Below are 17,175 nucleotides of genomic sequence, written 5' to 3' on the forward strand. Positions count from 1 at the left end.
TACCCGATTCCGGGATACCATCGCCGTCATCCCATTCCCAGACCGACCGCGAGACACTATTGGACCAGCCGTGCCCCGACCAGTTAACCACTGCATATTGACCGTTGCGCCAATCATTTATGAATACACCTTCACTCACAGCGGGCCAATCGAATAGAGACGTTACAATACCAAATTGTTCACTCATGTGCGTGATGTTCCAGCCGTCCATAAGACCGATTTCGATGGAGTCTATCACTGAAGCTCCGTCAATAAACGGATATCCGCTGTAATCCTGGTTCTCAAAAAACAGAATGGTGGTCGGATGAAGAACATTCTTCTTCCAGCTCCCGTTGTCCTGCTCAAAGGTAACGGATTTATTAAGGGTGTATGTGATACGATCAGTGTCATTCACCGGAATCCTTCCCACATAGACCTCCGGAAGGAAATCGGGAAGATCCTGGTTGTATTCCCCGAGATAACCGTCTCCATCAAGATCCCAGGATTCCGAATCCGGGTATGACAGGTCAGCATAGTATTGATCAGTGGGCGTACCGGGTGCAAAAAGATTGGGATTGGATGGATCGTATACGTGGAAAGAAGAATCAGGATAGCATATGCGCATCGGGACAGTGGCGTAATCACCCACAAAGAGAACATATTCGATTCCCCATAGCCCGTAGTACTCTCTGAGGAAGTTCCTTATCTGCTCCGCCAGATCATCACCAAGCTGATTAGCGATCAAAGGATCGGTTATCAGAACGGTTTTCAGACTGTATCCGAGTTCCGCCTTCCATGCGGGGAAAGTGGATGATGTAATAGAGCCGATCAGATCGCTGGTGGTTATGATGATGTAATCGTACACATCGTCAGACGACACTTCAACCTTACAGGAAGTGTATTGACCGGCGAGTTCCCGGTAGTTGAGAAAAAGCTGCTCTGCTCTTTCATCGGCAACGCAGTCTGTAAGAAGCTGCTCGATGTGCTCTGCCTCAGGACTTCCGACGGCTGGCAGAGTGTAGTCAACGGCTACATCAACACGGTGGTGGCAGATAAGCCGCCCTGATACAGGGTGGTACGTGAACGGACAGAAAGCAACCGAAACATAGGAGTACTTGCGAAGAGTACCTGCTCCGGAAAGCCAGGCAATCCTGTTGGGATATGGATTGTCGCTGAGGTATGTTGCTTCATAGTTAGTCTGCCACTCCTCATCAAGCCTGGCCAGTTCTTCTTCAAGATGCGGCGGGCTGAGAAGAGGGAGGACCCCCTCGAATGGCTGAATGTCGTAATACATCGGTAGCTCACCGGAGCTGGAATTAATCACATCTACTGAGACTGCTCTGGCGCCCGGAGGAAGCAGAATCTGGAACCTATTCATGGGAAGCAGAGGTTTTCCGGGGTCCATCAACTGGCTGAAGTCTTCCATCTCAATTCTCTGACCATCAAAACCCTGAATTATTTCATACTCCCCGGGATAGAGACTCAGCACCAGGCTTCCTGAATCGGCAGCAGCAAGTGATGTCATTGCAAGAAGAGCGAACACCTGCAGAAGGACTCCAAGCGAGGTGAAGTTACCCCACCGACTCGTTATTAATGCTGTATTCCTCATCGACATGGTCTCCTTATCTGAACATGCTTAAACTGGATGCTTTCAATCAGTTCAGTATCGAACTACAAAATACTCCCTGATTTGTTTAATCCAGCTGTAAATCTTTTCCATTAAGATATAAATACTGGGAGCAAACCCACGCTGTCAATAGCGTAAATTATTGCAGGACAATATAGAATGAAGTTCTTGCATGCAACTGATGCAATGCAGTAAACTACTGTCTGACCTTCATACGGAACCCCGGCTGCACAGGAAACTTATCCGGCATCAGGATATAATTCCACTCGTGAACTACGAGCACTTAAGATGCTTGGGCTGTATTTACTATATCAAGCGTACATTCGCCGGTAATGATATTGACCAGGATGCATTTAGGGTGGTATCATCAATCATCTCACCAACCGATAGGAAGGTCTTGAATGAAATTCGTAATTGAATGTGTTACGATTTTCTTGATGATTATTCTTCCGGCTAAGGAGCTTCTTGCACAGTCACCGCAACGTCAGAATCAGATATGGTTCACTCCGAATGTTGGCAGCGTGGATATGTTAGATCTGTTCAACAATCCGGAACAATGGGACTCCGCCAGATCGAAGATTGATGTGTTCAAGTTCTATACAGGGCAGGTTGGTTCCGGAGGATGGAGCGGCATCGGAAATCCAGGCTACAACATCGGTGAGAACTATCTCGAAAACCTGGTGAATGTCCAGGCATTCTACAATCTTGGGCAGTGGGATATTGAAATCGCCATAGAATCTTTCTTTGCCGGCCCTGTCATGTCCTATGACCCACTGATATGCTCATCGAGTGAATATGTCTTTAACCTTTCGCTGGATGGGTCAATAAATGTTATACAGAATGTTCAATCAAATGGCGGAGTTGTCCGTTACCTGGCAATGGATGAACCCATTAGACAATGGTACCCTGAATTCTTCTATATCTATACAGGCCAAACAGACCCAAGGCCCTGTCTTGTTGATTCACTTGGCGAACTGGCAGATTACGTAGCCGCATACATTTTACAGATGAAAGTATGGTTTCCATCAATTACAATCGGACAAATCGGGCTCTACCCGGAAGTGGGAGTTGCTCAGTTCAAGGAGTGGATCATCGCCCTGGAGGCAAGAGGCGTTTCACTTCCGTTTCTGCATATAGATGTTCATGGCCCCCGAATTGATCAGTACATCTCATTGGGAATAAACATCGATGTCGTATCCGATCTGCTGGAATTGAAATCATTTCTTGAAGCTCATAATGTAGAATTCGGTATCATCTTTACCGATATTTACTGGGACAGCCAGATATGGGAAGTCGATGAATACGTCGATAGCACTTATTACGAGCGGACGATGGAATGGGTCAACTTTGTCAATAATGAAAATATAGAATCTGATCATTCTATTTTCCAAAGCTGGATATTCCCTGTATACACAACTGGATTAGGACCCAACGAGATACCGATCAATCTACCTGAGGATGACAATCTCTCCATTTACAGTCACACACGACTAATCAACGAAGCTGTGGGCATCCTCGTGGGTATTGATACAGAACCTTCAAGCGACCTGAATGTGAATGGTGTTCTCCTTCAGAGTCATCCGAATCCATTCAATCCCACAGCCACAATCACTTATGAAGTGCCGAGATCGTCTGAGGTGTCCCTGAAGGTTTACGATACGCTCGGAAGGGAGATTCGGACCGTGGTGAGCGGTTTCCAGGAACCGGGTACATATTCCGTGGTCTTTGAGGCAAGAGACCTTCCAAGTGGTGTCTATTTCTGCGAATTGCATGTTGGGGAGACCCTTTTGGTTACTAGGAAAATGCTGATCGTGAAGTAAGCAGGATGTAAAGTGTTGCTGTTCTTGTTCCTATGATAGAGAACTTCCAATATCGGGTCTGATATTCCTGCAATAATGGCAGGACTGAATACTCTCATTCGACTGACACAGGGAATTGAAGTATCATCCGTTAGGGTAATGGTGATAAGATAGATGATAGTGGAGGTTACATGAGCGCCTGGAGATATATCCCCGGCAGATGGTGGATATTCGCTATACCTCTGATCGTTTTCCTCGTTGTCGGTACTGCTATCCTAGTAGCTTACGGAAACGGGCTCAGAACACCCGATACATGGTTCCCGATGGACGAGATACTTTTTCTGGGTATCTTTTTCATCGTTTTTCCACCACTGTTCACTTTCTTTCTGGTGTTCAACATGAAGAAAGGCAACAGGAGGGAGGCGGAACTCCTGAGAGATGGCATCAAATTGGAAGCTGTCCTTCTATCGATGACAGAAACCGGTACAACGGTGAACAACGCGCCGGAAATAGAGATGGAACTTTCCCTCGAACTCCCTGATGGTTTCGCCATGAAGGTTAAGCACAGATGCTTCGTCAGTCTTCTGGACCTTGTAAACCTTTCCCCCGGCAACAGGCTCTCGGTGGTAATGGATCCTGAAATCCCCGACAGAATGGTAGTACTGACATCGAAGATCCCGCCGGAATCTGACTGAATCTTCTTCTAATTTTACAGCACTTCATTGCTGCCCCGTTCTTCGAGGGGATAACAACTGAAAGCTCATTCATATCACACCTGTTCTGTCAATGCAGGTTTCTTCACCTGAAGACCCGAATCGGGATGATAGCTGATGTAATAACTGATACACACATATACAAGAAGAGTAACTGCAAGACCCCAAAGAGCCGTGAGCTGTGACTGGTAGAAAAGGAATATCTGCGTAACGAATATGTTGATAAGAACCGCACGTTTGAACCAGTGTGCGGCTGTTATTCTCGATGATCGAAAGCGCAGAAGACCGATAATAACGAACATGCTGCCTATAAAAGCTCCAACGATTGATAGACCGGACACATCATCAAACGGAATCCAGTTCGGACTCACCCATCCGAAAATTGTCGCGAATTGAAGAAGGCTTACGAGTACGAATAGAATCATGACTGTCGGGATTACCCTGGGTATGGAAAGAAGGTGGTTTAGCGTCACATATACTTTTCGACGAATGAAATAGTAGCTGCGCAGATACCGGGACTCCGGAATGGTGCTGCTTCCGAGCGTTTCGCGAATGGATCTGTTCACGGATATTTCCCTTTCCGTGAGAGGAAATCTGTTGATCAGGTGTCGAAAAACCAGGAACAGTGTCATGAACAGTGTGTACAGGATCGCAATCGTTGGCTGAAAGAAATAGTCGTTATCTTCTGTTATGAATTTTCCAAGTTCATCAATAAATAAGCCGAATCCCACTCCGCTTATGAATGCCGCCAGACGTCGTATTGACGGGTTCCAGAAGCGGAAGAGCATGACCAGAGCCGCAAGCATCAGAAGACCGCCCCACAACATGTGGGCGATATGCAGGGAGCCGAATGCGATCTTTGGGTAGTGCGTCATAGCGAGGAAAGCTCGATTAATAATGATTGTAACAACAGCCATAACCATGAGAAGCTCGAGCAGGTTGCCTGTATCGATGTCACGCACAGGAAGATTACTCTTGCTAGAAAACATACCTGATTCCGATACCTGCGTTCATGTCGAAATCCGTATCCGGAATTATATCAATAATCCCTGCAACTTCGATGAATAGGTCAAGCGGTGCTCCGCTGAGGAGCCATGAAATCCCTACAGGAGCCCTGAAGCCTAAACTGGTTTCGTCTTTGAGGATAATACGGCCGCCGAAACCGTAATAAATCGGAAGAAGGCCACTATCATCATTGATTACATTGAAACTGTGCCATAGATAATCCGCATGGAGATGAAGTTTATCTTCACCACTGTCCCGAAGCGACCAGGATATTGCACCATCAAGTGCGGTAGAGCCGCCAAGCCAGAGCTTCATGCTGATACCTGTAGGTTCTCCGAGTATTGCTCCGAGTTCAAAACCACCCGGACCCGAGGATGATATCAATGCTGCTATGATTAAAGAATGTATCATTTTCAACTCCTGTTCTATTCCAGAACGTGAATATTCCATGTTATCAGCAAAAAAATCAATTATCCATATATCTATAAATAACAATAACAGGAATAACAAAGTGCAAATTCAAGGGATAATTAAGGACTTGACATTCTATCAAATATTTTCAATAAAGCAGTATTCTATCATTATTAAATGTAGTATTCATAATCGAAGTTCCTATAATTAAATTGGAGGTTGCAATGAGGAATAACTTTAAGCAATATAGCGGGAAGATCGCGAGTATCAGCACAATGCTGCTTCTTGTGTGCCTTCTGTGTATCACTGCCGCTCCGGTCACGGCTCAGTGGACCGCTGAAAGAGGTTCATTCAGGTACGCCGTAATTATTCGGAATGATACATATGCGGATCCTGAATGGGCTGAAGTGGTCGACAGCCTTGTTGCGAAGTATTCTGCAAGTGTCTTTTCTTATGACAATAATATGTATGACATACAGGAAAGTCTGGGAGCATACGCGCCGGATTACATGGCATTTGTTTCTGAAAAGGAAAATGCAACAGCAACATATGTTGATACAATCTGGAAATTCGGCCGCGGACTTGATGACGATCCATACGGAGACGCGATATGGGGAATTATCACCGGATACGATGTTACCGATGCTCTCCGGATTGCTACAGGGCCTGAAGGATTCGATGTAAAAACCGTTCTGGGTGGAACAACAAGCTGTGATCTGAGTCATTACCCTCAAGGTATTGCTACCAGCGAAGCTACTTACGGACTCTATTATACCAAGGCATTGAACGATCCCAATACAGTTATGCATACCGACGGTCCGACGGACAGGACGGAATGGCTTGTTAGCTGCCTGAATGCCGATACTGTTGATATTTTTATCACAAGCGGACATGGAGCTCACTACCAGTGGCAGATGCACTATCCGACTTCAGGCAACGAAGGCTATTTCAGGTCGTCTTCTTCTGGACAGGCGTATGGTCTTGCTCATTCAGGTACTGAATTTGATATAAACTCGACTAATGCGAAGATTTTCTTCGGTCTGGGTAACTGCCAGATCGGCAAGATTGTCAATAGTTATTCGATGGCCCCGGGATGGCTGCACACCACTGGAGCTTATTTCTATACCGGCTACGTAATAAACGAAGGTTCGTACAGCCAACAGCACGGAGGGACCAAGGCGTTTTTCGAACGTCAGGTTCATTACACCTGGCCTGAGGCTTACTTCCTTGCGAATCAGGAACTTTATTATGACAAGTACAATGGTGTACCGGGAGCGGGAGGCGCACCTGACATGAACGGTTCAGCGATGTACGGAGATCCGGCAATGGAGGCGAGGGTCGCTGACGTTGGTGTTTACGATGAGCTGCTCTACACTGAGGAAGTACTTATTGACAGTTCAGGCTCACCATGGCAGGGCACTGTCAGAATTACAATGAATATTGATGGAACTCCGGGATATACCAGTAAATGGGGAAACAGACATCCAGTTGTTCTTCTGCCCGTCAGATTGCAGGACATCGCAATAGTAAGCCATGACTGCAAGGATGCTGTGGTAACCGATAATTTTGCACTGCTTTATATCTGGAGTCAGGGCGAACCTGCGCTGACGGAGGGTACGACAAGGGAAGTCGTTTTTACTTGTAATCCTCTTACAGGTATAAGCGGAGGCGACGTACAGATTCTCACCGACTGTAACCTCGTGAGCAACCCTAATCCGTTCTCCGGTTCGACTGTCATATCGTTTGACCTTCCTGAACAGATGCCTGTTACACTTGAGATATTCGATATCTCAGGAAGGCTTGTGGACACACTGATCAATGAAACGATGCAAGCAGGGAACAATACGGTAACATGGGGTGGGAACGTGGCGAACCAGGTTCCCAGCGGTATCTATATCTGCAGACTGGTAGCCGGATCCGCTGATTACACAACAAGAGTGGTGCATCTTAGATGAGTATCGGAATAAGCCGCAAGCCGGTAACTCTATCAGCCCGGATAATTATTATTTCTGTCATTCTGCTGTCTCTTTCAGGAGAGACAGCAGGAGACGGATATGCAGGTGAATCACGACAGTTTGATTATGAATGGGTTCTGATCGATTCGATCAACGCTTCAATAAGGATCCCCACCGGTGAGAAATGCGTGATCACTTATATGAATGATACGGGAACACTGATGTTTGAACCGCCGGAAGACGGTCTGACAAGCATGGCTCAGGACGCTGTAGACAGAGCTCCCGAATGGATACAGATAGATCTGGCAGACAACCTCTCGAGACTTTCGGATTCCTATCAGGATATATATGCTGACATGATTCTGGAAGCCTCTGATCCGCATGTTGATGAGATAATATTTGAAGTAGCGCATCTGGCACCGGAGGTGCTGGGCAGCAGCTTCTTTTATCCGGAAGTTCTTGAATTCAATGTGTCGCTGCTGTACGATACGGACGAACATCTGCCCTATGCAGACATAATAGATTACGGCACTTCACTGACCGGTGGAGATTATTACTCGACTGTTGAATACAGGGTTTACGAGGATCCCGATACACTGACTTTTGAACTGCCGCGGGAAATCTACTACTGGTTTGTCGTTCATCCGAAACTGCACAAAGAGAGACCGGATTATATCAACCCTGCGACAGGGGGTCACGCAGATCCTCCTGACGGTGTTTTCTGGAGGGATTATCTGTTCAACCATGCGGATACTGGATATCCTCTTCTGAAAGACTCCCTTTCTGTCTGCACCACTCTCTGGAACTGTAATCAGAACAGTCTCGACAACGGAGCTATAGGGGCTCTTACTACATGGATCACAACGGTTATGCAGTTCATTTCCACACCTCACCACAACCAGCCTGTCAGGATATATCACCTGCACAGAGGAACCTGCAGTGTTCATTCATATCTTACAGCTGCCGCGTCCAGAACAGCGCTCATACCGACAACGATTTCAGCAATGTACCGAGATAATCACAAAACAAACGAGTTCTGGGAGAGGGAGTGGATAGCCTGGGAGCCTGTGGGAACACATATAGATGATCCCAGGGTTTACGATCCCGGCTGGGACTGGGATATAGCCTCAGTATTTGACTGGAGAGGAGACGGCTATACCTGGAACGTGACTGAACGGTATACCGATGTCTGTACTCTGTCAGTCAATGTGACCGATCTTCTGGGAAACCCTGTAGATGGAGCCTGCATAGTACTTAACAGCAATGGCAGTCCGGGCCCTCGATGCCTTGTTGATTACACAGCAAGTTCAGGTACAGGTCAATATCTCTTCGGTGACAGCCGACCGCTTTACATTTTGGTAACAAGTCCCATAGGTAATTATCCTGCATCTGGGTACCACACTGTCACTACTTCAACAGGAATCGGCGCTCACTACATTATGGACGTAACCCTTCCAGGAGAGGTTGCCTGGCTGGATGTCTCACCCGATACATTACCTGAACCACCAGACGATGATTACCGGATCGTGATTGAATTCGATACTCCTGGTGAAACCGTATACGGCAAGAACCTTGACGATATGGACGTATACTCTGAAACGTATGCTGTGGGAAACGTTGATTTCTTCATTTGTGACGAGAGCAGCTATGCGAATTACACTGGCGGCAATCCGTTTGAAGCATTTGAGATAGCGGAGGATACCTCTTCCAGAGCTGTGGATTTCATCATTCCGTCAGACGAACAGTACAGTTCTGTCATATCGAACGAGTCGTCTCTCAACGTAACACAGCGTGTTAACGTGACAGCCTATCTCTATGTTGATCAGACAGGTATTACGGAACAGACGGAGACCGGTGGGGTTTCGCCTCTGTGTTTCCACAGTATTTATCCCAACCCATGTACTTCGTCACCTTCAATATCCTTCTATCTTGGTGGCCTTTCGGCAACTGATGTACGAATTGAAGTATATGACATGCACGGAAGGATGATCTCTGTTCTGAAAGATGGCCTGCTTGATCCGGGAAATCACATCATTTCCTGGGATGGAAGAGACGAAAGTGGCGTACCCGTTCCGTCAGGTGTCTATTTCTGCAGAGGTGTTACGCAGGCTGGCAGTTCCGATTCCTCAAGATTGGTTCTGCTCAGGTAACAAAAGGAGTATAAATGAGTTTCAGGAAGATGTACTTGACGGCATGCCTTATCATAGTGAGTCTTGTTTATGCTTTGCCGGTGGAGCGGAATACCGCTGAGGCGGTAGCGGAATCCAAACTGTTTCATGATGGTCGACTGGATGATCATTCGGTTACTTTCCTCACTGTAATCATGGATGATGAGGGGGGTTCAACATTGGCTTATGTATTCGAGCTGAACCCCGCCGGTTACGTGATAGTGGGTGCGGATGACATGCTCCCTCCGGTGATTGCTTATTCCTATACCGATCATTGCACTGACGACCGGCACGACAGGAACATCCTTTTCGACATAGTAAGGATGGATCTTATCGCACGGCTCTCCAGCTTGAATAATATCACAGAAGAACATCAATCCGAGTGCGGGAGACAGTGGGATGAGTACATTACGGGGGATTTCGTTACTCTGTCCCCGCTGATGCTTGAACAGTGGCCTCCAGAGGGATCAACCCCCACAGGCGGATGGCTCATGGAAAACTGGACTCAGAGCCCCCCGTACAATAACTACTGTCCAATGGACCTGAATGCGGGGTCCAGGAGTGTTGCAGGATGTCCTGCAGTAGCCATGGCTGCTATCCTGAACTTCCAGGAGGAGATAAACAGTACTCGATTCGATGACTCCACTGATGATTACTACCATAACTTCTATGAATCCTACTGGATAGACGATGATCATGTGGCCCATGATTTTCCCTCCTGGCCGGAACTGAACGCGTATCTGGACACTCTTGAAAGTCACTGGGACAACTCGGTTCCGATCACTTCATCAGATAAGGCTGCTATTGTATTTGCCAGCGGAGCCGCATGCCATCAGGTTTATTCAGCATCGGTATCCGGCACCTACGGTGTCGGTCAGGCGGCAACCGCGTATCAGAGATTCACCTTTGTTGATTCCGAATTGTTGTATGCCACGTCCGACAGCCTGTACGAGAGGCTGTCTCAGAATATGATCGATGCTATGCCTGCACATTTTGCCATAGTCGATGAAGGACCCACTTACGGGCATAATATTGTAATTGACGGGTACAATACAGATGATTTCTATCACTTCAACTTCGGCTGGGGCGGCAGTTACAACGGATGGTATGATTTTCCCCTATCCGGCATGCCATACGGCATGAACTTCATTGAAGGCATCATCCTCGATATCGGTGAAGGTCCGCAGGGGATAGAAGATGGAGATACGGAATCTGGAGGAATGCATCTGACACTTGTATGCCGGAACAATCCGGTTTTAACAGATCTCAGCATATCCATCGCTCTGCAGCAGTCTTCCCATGTGAATCTGGCCATATACAGCATAACAGGCCGGCTTGTGGGTACACTGGCTGACAGGGAGTTCAACACCGGTTCACATGAATTCAACTGGAATTCTGATGGATCACCCTCAGGGGTATACATAGTAAGAGCAATGAATACTCAGGGGATGGTTTCGGAGAAGATCACGGTACTGAAGTAAGCCGGAACATCAGACCGGGAGTTATAGAGACAGCAGAATAGCCGCTACTATGGCCAGCAGGATTCCTGCGATCTTTACAGGAGTTACGTCTTCACCGAGAAGCATGATGCCGTAAATGGCCGGTATAATCGGGTACAGACCCGTTATTGGTACAACAGTACTTACGTCTCCGCTCTTGATTGCCGCCTGGAAGCAGATCAGAGCAAGTCCTCCTGCAATACCGGTGCCCATCGCGATAATTGCCGGAGCAGATGTGAGTTTCGGAAGACTGATACCTGAGATCGAATAGATTGTCATTACGGTCATGAATGAGAAAAGAACGTAGAACAACGATGAGTTGAAAAATCCGATCCTGTCCGCAGAATATTTGGCACCCACCGCCCAGGCCCCCCAGAGCAGAGTAGCCAGCAGACTGCAGAGAACCGGCCTGCCCGACAGAATATTCATCATATCAATAAATCCTTTCCCTGTATTTTCGAAGGAGGAATTATTGTTCAACGGATGGATTCATGCAAGGGACAGGCGGCATGGCCGCCTGTCCATCTGTTTTAATACTGCGAGAGTCAGCTTTCTTCAGGTTCGATGCCGTTTTCCCTGCGCATCCAGGATTTGAAAGTCTCGCGCCCCTCTTCACGCCAGAACTCAGCGTAGTCCTGTTCCATCTCCCTGTGGAAGGGGCTCATTTCAGTATCTCCGGTTGGAACATCCTTCTTTTTCTTCCATTTTCCGCTCCGTTCATAATGATGAGGGCCGCCATGCGCACCGAAGAAGATGTGGGCCAGGACAGCAAGACCTACGGCCTGCCAGTAACTTATTTCAGGCAGACCGAATATCTCAGGCATCAGGGCGTTCCACAGCCATTTTACGAAAACCCCGAAGACTATGGCAAGTAATGTTATGCCTATTATTCCAAGAAGTACCAGGCCTGCTACTTTAAATACTTTTGCAGGGCCTCTTCCACCGATCTCATGATTCATGAACCTTGCTCTGCAATCACTCATTCTTTACCTCCTGAATCCTTTCAAGTTCTTTTCTGATGGCTCTGATACCGCGGTGTTTCCTTGCAAGCAGTGTTCCCATCGGTACGTTCCATAGCATAGAAAGCTCCTTAAATGTTTTTTCATTGAACTCTGTTTCAATGATTACTTCCATTTGTACGGAGGGAAGTTCTCGAATCATCTCAAAGATAAGCCGGAGAAGAGCGCGTCTGTGGTAAGAATCTTCGGGATCGTACTTCGTATCCGGAAGAACATCGAAAAGGCTGAGCCCGTTTTCATGCTCCGTGTCCAGAGAAACGGTTTCTTTTCCCGGGGTTCTGTAGTGGTCGATGATTCTGTTTTTAAGAGATCGCAGAACATAGGAGGGCAGATCGGAAATGGGCGCCACAATATCCGGCCTGTCAAGTATCCCCAGCATCACATCCTGAACTATGTCCTCGCTGCTTCTGTGAGCAGAATCATCAATCATGCATCTGACATAATTGACCAGGCGGCTGTAGTTGGAGTGGAAGAACTCCGCCAGTGCTGATTTTCTCTGATGGTTCATCTCCAGTTGTTTCCCTTCGCTTGTCTTCAGAGACGGGAAAGTGTCGGAATTATTGCATTCCCGGCATGAATGATTCAGATTGATAAATAAACTATGAAAGTATCATATGCTCTGCAATAAAGAAAGCTGCTGTTTATCGATTGCCGGAATTTCTATATGTTATACAAATCAAATATTCTATGTATTTTATTATCCGGTTATTATGAAAGGCAGAAAATGTTTCCATTCTCAGGAATAGTCGGTCAGGAAGACGCGAAGCTCGCACTTGCCATAGCGGCGGTAGATCCAGGCATGGGAGGAGTCCTTCTGTCCGGCATGAAGGGTACCGGCAAGAGTACAATTGTCCGTTCTTACGCGGATATACTTCCTGACCGGACAGTGGTTGAGAACTGCCAGTACGGCTGTTCGGGAGTGAGCGATAGTTTCCTATGCAATGATTGCAGCAAGGCTCTGGAAAGCGGTAATCTTCAAGATACCATCAGCACCAGACCCGAGCTGATAACGGTACCGCTTGGGGTTACCGAGGATCGCCTTCTTGGAACAATTGATGTGGAACTCCTTTTGCGTGATGGTGTGCAGAAATTTCAGCCGGGGCTCATGGCCAGGGCAAACAATCAGGTTCTTTATGTTGATGAGGTAAATCTTCTACCTGACAATATCACCGATGATATACTTGATGCTTGTGCCAGCGGTTTCAACACAGTCGAAAGGGAAGGTGTTTCAGTAACCCATCCTGCAAGATTCATTCTTGTAGGCACCATGAACCCGGAGGAGGGTAACCTGCGACCCCAGATACTGGACAGGTTCGCAATGTCCGTTGACATCAGGACTGAACGGGACCCCGGCCTCAGAATAGAGATAATTGAACGGACACTGGCTTACGAGAGTGATCGGAAGCGTTTCAACAGGGCTCATGAGAAAGCTGTCCTGAGATTGAGGAAAACCATATCCGCAGCCCGCTCCAGACTTCATGATGTGAAACTGCCATGTGCAGCGATAGAGACAGTTGCAGAGGCAATGTCCGAACTGAATGTCGACGGTCAGAGACCGGATCTTGTAATGATACGGGCGGCAATTGCATGGTCCGCCCTTGAGGCAAAGTCTGAAGTGAATTCTGAAGCTCTGCTCAAAGTTGCTCCACTGTGTGTATGTCATAGAACAAGATCGGGAGGGATGAATCAGCCTCCTTCAAGAGATGAGCTCATCGAACAGGTGAAAACCAGAGCTTCCAGAATCTGGAAATCGAAAAGCGGAAAATACTTCGATCCTGAAACAATTCTGACTGAAAAGGATTGACGGGTTTGCTCGGAAAAGATATTCCCTTCTCAGCCATACAGGGCCTGGATAAAGCCCGGCTTGCCATTCAGATAGCCATGACTGACCCCTCTCTTGGGGGAGTACTCATTATGGGTACAAGGGGTTCGGGCAAGAGTGTTCTGATGAGATCTGCCCGTTTCCTGCATCCTGAGATGGATGCGGATCAGGCCATTGTCAGGGTTCCACTGGGTGTTACAGAAGAGAATCTAACCGGCAGCCTGGATCTTTCAGCAATATTGAGCACAGGAAAAGCACATCTGAATCCAGGTCTCATGGAAAGGGCTGACGGCAGAATACTTCTTATAGAGGATGTAAACCTGCTGAACGACAGGCTTGTGGACCTGATACTTGACTGCGCAGCAAGCGGAGTGCTGACAGTTGAAAGGGAAGGCATTTCTGTATCAACCACCAGCCGATTCAAGCTGTTTGCTACTATGAACGCTGATGAAGGCAGATTGCGACCCCAGCTTCTGGATCGTTTCGACCTCTCGGTGGAAGTCAGCAGTCTTGGAAGCGGTGAAGAGAGGGCAGATCTGATCAAAAGGTTGCTTTCGTTTGAATACATTGGAGAGAAAGCAGCAGAAGGATATCGCGGGAAAGATGCTATACTGAGAGAAAAGATAATAAAGGCTCGAAAGAGGCTTCCCAGAGTGGGAATCAAGATAAGAACCCTTGCTTCAATAGCATTTGCGATGAGTTATCTGGAGATGGATGGCCACAGGCCGGAGATGGTTATCACAAGGGCAGCGGGAGCCCTGGCATCTCTGCGGGGACGATCGAAAGTAATCTGGGACGATGTCAGGGACACCGCCGTTCTGGTAACAGGCCATAGAACTCGGAAAGGCGGTCTTGAAGGACCTCCGCAGGAGAAAGCTTTAATCAGCGCTCTCAAAGCAGGATGGGGTATCGGATCAAAATACGGGGCATCGGATATACTTCTCCGGCTATGGGATTCCCAGAGCAGAGTTTTCACTTCAATATCTTATGCGATGGATTCCAATGATGACAGCGCACGTAATGTCTGGAGTGACGAGATGAGACTGCTGAGTGAGCCGGATGGAATGTTCACAAGCGAGTTTCCCGAGTTCATGGAAAGCAGAGCTGTAAAGAAACTTGTAGATAAAATAGCAAAAACCGCGAAACCGGGATCAACCGGAGCAAAAAATACAAGGATGCAGCCGTCCGTTGACCAATCGCGCGGAAAACCTGTCCGTGTTGTTCCAACCGATGATGTCGGGAAAATGAATGTATACCAGTCGGTCATTGCGGCTGTTACCGGAGGTGAGAAGCTTCCCCTGGTTCCGCTGGAAAAGCGCTGGTGGCGTGCCTGGGAGAGGAGTTCGCGACCAAGAGCCGTTGTTATGATTGTTATTGATGCCAGTAAATCATCAAGCAACTATCTTTTCGGTTTAAGCAAACTTCTAAGGACTCTGTTTGAAGATCATTTTGATCCCACGTCAAAAGTAGGGCTGGTCTCCATGCACAAAGGCTATCCTGTACTTCACTTTAAACCGACAAGAAATAGACTCCGCGTATACGGAAGGATTGCGGAACTGGTTTCATCAGGCTATACGCCGCTGGCAGAAGCTCTGATGATTGCAAGAAGAACTCTCAAAGGATGCAGCACTGCATCCGGCAGAACCGGAAGCTTCATCATGCTCCTGTCCGACTGTATGCCGGAACCTCTGCCACTGGGCTGTCAGGAACCGTACGAGAGCGATCTTTACGGAGAGGTCAGAAAAGAAGCCCAAATGTGCGGTATTGCTCATCTACCGATTCTTATAATTGATCCCATGAATTACACATCGAGAACGAGCCCGGAGATTCTTCCAGGAAGGCGTCTTGCCAGGTTTATAGAAAAGGTTACTGCGGGTATGCTGATACATATGCCCGCAAGCATTATGGACAGAGATAACCTGATAGTAAAGGTTATCACTTCCATGACCGGTGATAATGAATACAAAACTGTTACCACCTCACTGGATCTTGAAATTGGAAAGTATTCAAACACAACGCCATGGCTGCGGGGATGAGGATGAGACGTTTATCAGACAGTACAGAATATCCGAATATCAACTGAAAGCGGTTGCACATGAAAAAATGCGAATACACTGAATTTCTCCGGTCGAGGAAAATTGATGATGAGACAATTAATTCAGCAATTGAAAATGTTACAGATCTGGAGAAATATCTTGTTCACGCAGGTATTGATATAGATTCGGTTCCTGTACCTTCCATAAAGCAATATTTTACCGCGTTGATATCTGACGGGGAGAACACAATGCAGCGATTGGCAGATCTTGCCGGATATTTCTATATGACCGATCAGAAAGATGTGTATATCTATATAATATCGACCATCAGCGGCAGGGAAGTGCTTGAATCAATATCGGAGAAACTTGCGTTAAAGTGTGATCCTGATTGCCGGGACAGAGTATTTAAGGGTCTTGATGCTCCTCCGCTGGGGTCACCTCCTGAAAGATATCCTTTGAATACATGTACGCTTGTAAGCAGACTTCTGGAGGTGGGCAAGGAAATATGTCACGATGTGCTTGCTGATAACCACCATGGAATACCTCATGACAGCTTCAAGAAACACATACAATGGTTCGAGGAAACCGATTCTATCGATGAATTTCTTAAAAGAGTCCATTCCGAGAGAATCATGGTTCTTCAGAAGCACCTTGATGAGGGAAAAGTGTGGTTCGAACAGGAGATCACACCCGAAGTCATCGAACTTGTCAAAGGTAATCAGGAAATCCTGTCCGCGGTTCGTAACGGTAAATACTTATATGTAACCAAAATACCGTATTCCCCGAAGGATTGGCTGATGGAAACTGACAGTTTAAAGAAAAGATATTACGCATGCCACTGCCCACTCGCCAGGGAAGCGATAATCATGCAGAATCCGGAAATACCACTGGACTGGTGTTACTGCAGCGGGGGCTTTGCCAAGCTTATGTTCGATGTTTTATTCGGTGAATCCACAGAGGTGGAAGTGCTTCAGAGCGTTCTGGCCGGAGATTCTGTATGCAGGTTCAGGATCAAGCTGCCTGAAAAGATGTTAACTGATAATACACTGTCAGATTGCTGCATCAATAACTCTTGAGCATCAGCATTTGTTGTGTGAAGACTCCTTCGGGAGTACTGAATCTGCAGAAATAGATGCCTGATG

Annotated in this window: 14 protein-coding genes; 8 read left to right on the forward strand and 6 right to left on the reverse strand. The window is 47.1% G+C overall.

All coding sequences use genetic code 11. The features are described from left to right. Window positions 1-1,588, reverse strand: a 1,588-nt coding sequence (locus tag K8R76_13365) for a hypothetical protein (GenBank protein MCD4849165.1), incomplete at its 3' end; no start/stop codon positions are given. A gap of 419 nt (window positions 1,589-2,007) precedes the next feature. On the opposite strand from K8R76_13365, the gene K8R76_13370 reads away from it, so the two are divergent. Further along, entirely contained in the window at window positions 2,008-3,426 is a 1,419-nt protein-coding gene (locus tag K8R76_13370) for a T9SS type A sorting domain-containing protein (protein MCD4849166.1), read from the forward strand. Between the two features lie 170 nt (window positions 3,427-3,596). Continuing rightward, window positions 3,597-4,100, forward strand: coding sequence for a hypothetical protein (locus K8R76_13375; protein MCD4849167.1), 504 nt, complete (start codon window positions 3,597-3,599; stop codon window positions 4,098-4,100). A 74-nt stretch (window positions 4,101-4,174) separates the two neighbouring features. On the opposite strand, the gene K8R76_13380 is transcribed toward K8R76_13375, so the two are convergent. Further along, window positions 4,175-5,107 carry a hypothetical protein gene (locus K8R76_13380; protein ID MCD4849168.1) on the reverse strand — a complete coding sequence of 311 codons (933 nt, stop codon included), beginning with the start codon at window positions 5,105-5,107 and terminating at the stop codon, window positions 4,175-4,177. Beyond that, a complete protein-coding gene (locus K8R76_13385; GenBank protein MCD4849169.1) occupies window positions 5,097-5,534 on the reverse strand; it encodes a hypothetical protein in 438 nt (145 codons plus the stop codon). Before K8R76_13385 ends, K8R76_13380 begins: the two co-directional genes overlap by 11 nt. Window positions 5,535-5,758: 224 nt before the next feature. Here K8R76_13385 and K8R76_13390 point away from each other — a divergent pair, with 224 nt between their 5' ends. Genes K8R76_13390 through K8R76_13400 form a run of 3 tightly spaced genes read left to right on the forward strand, consistent with a single transcriptional unit; the run spans window position 5,759 to window position 11,138 of the window. Beyond that, entirely contained in the window at window positions 5,759-7,489 is a 1,731-nt protein-coding gene (locus K8R76_13390) for a T9SS type A sorting domain-containing protein (protein MCD4849170.1), read from the forward strand. Further along, entirely contained in the window at window positions 7,486-9,639 is a 2,154-nt protein-coding gene (locus tag K8R76_13395; protein ID MCD4849171.1) for a T9SS type A sorting domain-containing protein, read from the forward strand. Before K8R76_13390 ends, K8R76_13395 begins: the two co-directional genes overlap by 4 nt. A 14-nt stretch (window positions 9,640-9,653) precedes the next feature. Then, window positions 9,654-11,138 carry a thiol protease/hemagglutinin PrtT gene (locus K8R76_13400; GenBank protein MCD4849172.1) on the forward strand — a complete coding sequence of 495 codons (1,485 nt, stop codon included), beginning with the start codon at window positions 9,654-9,656 and terminating at the stop codon, window positions 11,136-11,138. 21 nt (window positions 11,139-11,159) lie between these two features. Here the strand turns inward: K8R76_13400 and K8R76_13405 are convergent, their stop codons facing one another. The 3 genes from K8R76_13405 to K8R76_13415 form a co-directional block, all read right to left on the reverse strand. Next, the gene (locus K8R76_13405; protein MCD4849173.1) at window positions 11,160-11,588 is read right to left on the reverse strand and encodes a DMT family transporter; all 429 of its coding nucleotides are present in this window, start codon (window positions 11,586-11,588) and stop codon (window positions 11,160-11,162) included. Window positions 11,589-11,701: 113 nt separating this feature from the next. Then, a complete protein-coding gene (locus tag K8R76_13410; GenBank protein MCD4849174.1) occupies window positions 11,702-12,139 on the reverse strand; it encodes a hypothetical protein in 438 nt (145 codons plus the stop codon). Continuing rightward, complete coding sequence (locus K8R76_13415; GenBank protein ID MCD4849175.1) at window positions 12,132-12,683, reverse strand: sigma-70 family RNA polymerase sigma factor; 552 nt, start codon at window positions 12,681-12,683, stop codon at window positions 12,132-12,134. The genes K8R76_13410 and K8R76_13415 overlap by 8 nt, the downstream gene beginning before the upstream one ends. 216 nt (window positions 12,684-12,899) lie before the next feature. Between K8R76_13415 and K8R76_13420 the strand changes: the two genes are divergently transcribed. Genes K8R76_13420 through K8R76_13430 form a run of 3 tightly spaced genes read left to right on the forward strand, consistent with a single transcriptional unit; the run spans window position 12,900 to window position 17,109 of the window. Beyond that, the gene (locus K8R76_13420) at window positions 12,900-13,979 is read left to right on the forward strand and encodes an ATP-binding protein (GenBank protein MCD4849176.1); all 1,080 of its coding nucleotides are present in this window, start codon (window positions 12,900-12,902) and stop codon (window positions 13,977-13,979) included. A gap of 5 nt (window positions 13,980-13,984) precedes the next feature. Further along, window positions 13,985-16,033 carry a VWA domain-containing protein gene (locus tag K8R76_13425; GenBank protein ID MCD4849177.1) on the forward strand — a complete coding sequence of 683 codons (2,049 nt, stop codon included), beginning with the start codon at window positions 13,985-13,987 and terminating at the stop codon, window positions 16,031-16,033. Between the two features lie 59 nt (window positions 16,034-16,092). Beyond that, complete coding sequence (locus K8R76_13430) at window positions 16,093-17,109, forward strand: DUF6144 family protein (GenBank protein MCD4849178.1); 1,017 nt, start codon at window positions 16,093-16,095, stop codon at window positions 17,107-17,109. Window positions 17,110-17,175: the final 66 nt, after the last annotated feature.

The sequence above is a fragment of the Candidatus Aegiribacteria sp. genome (assembly GCA_021108435.1).
Classification (GTDB): Bacteria; Fermentibacterota; Fermentibacteria; order Fermentibacterales; family JCC-6; genus Aegiribacteria.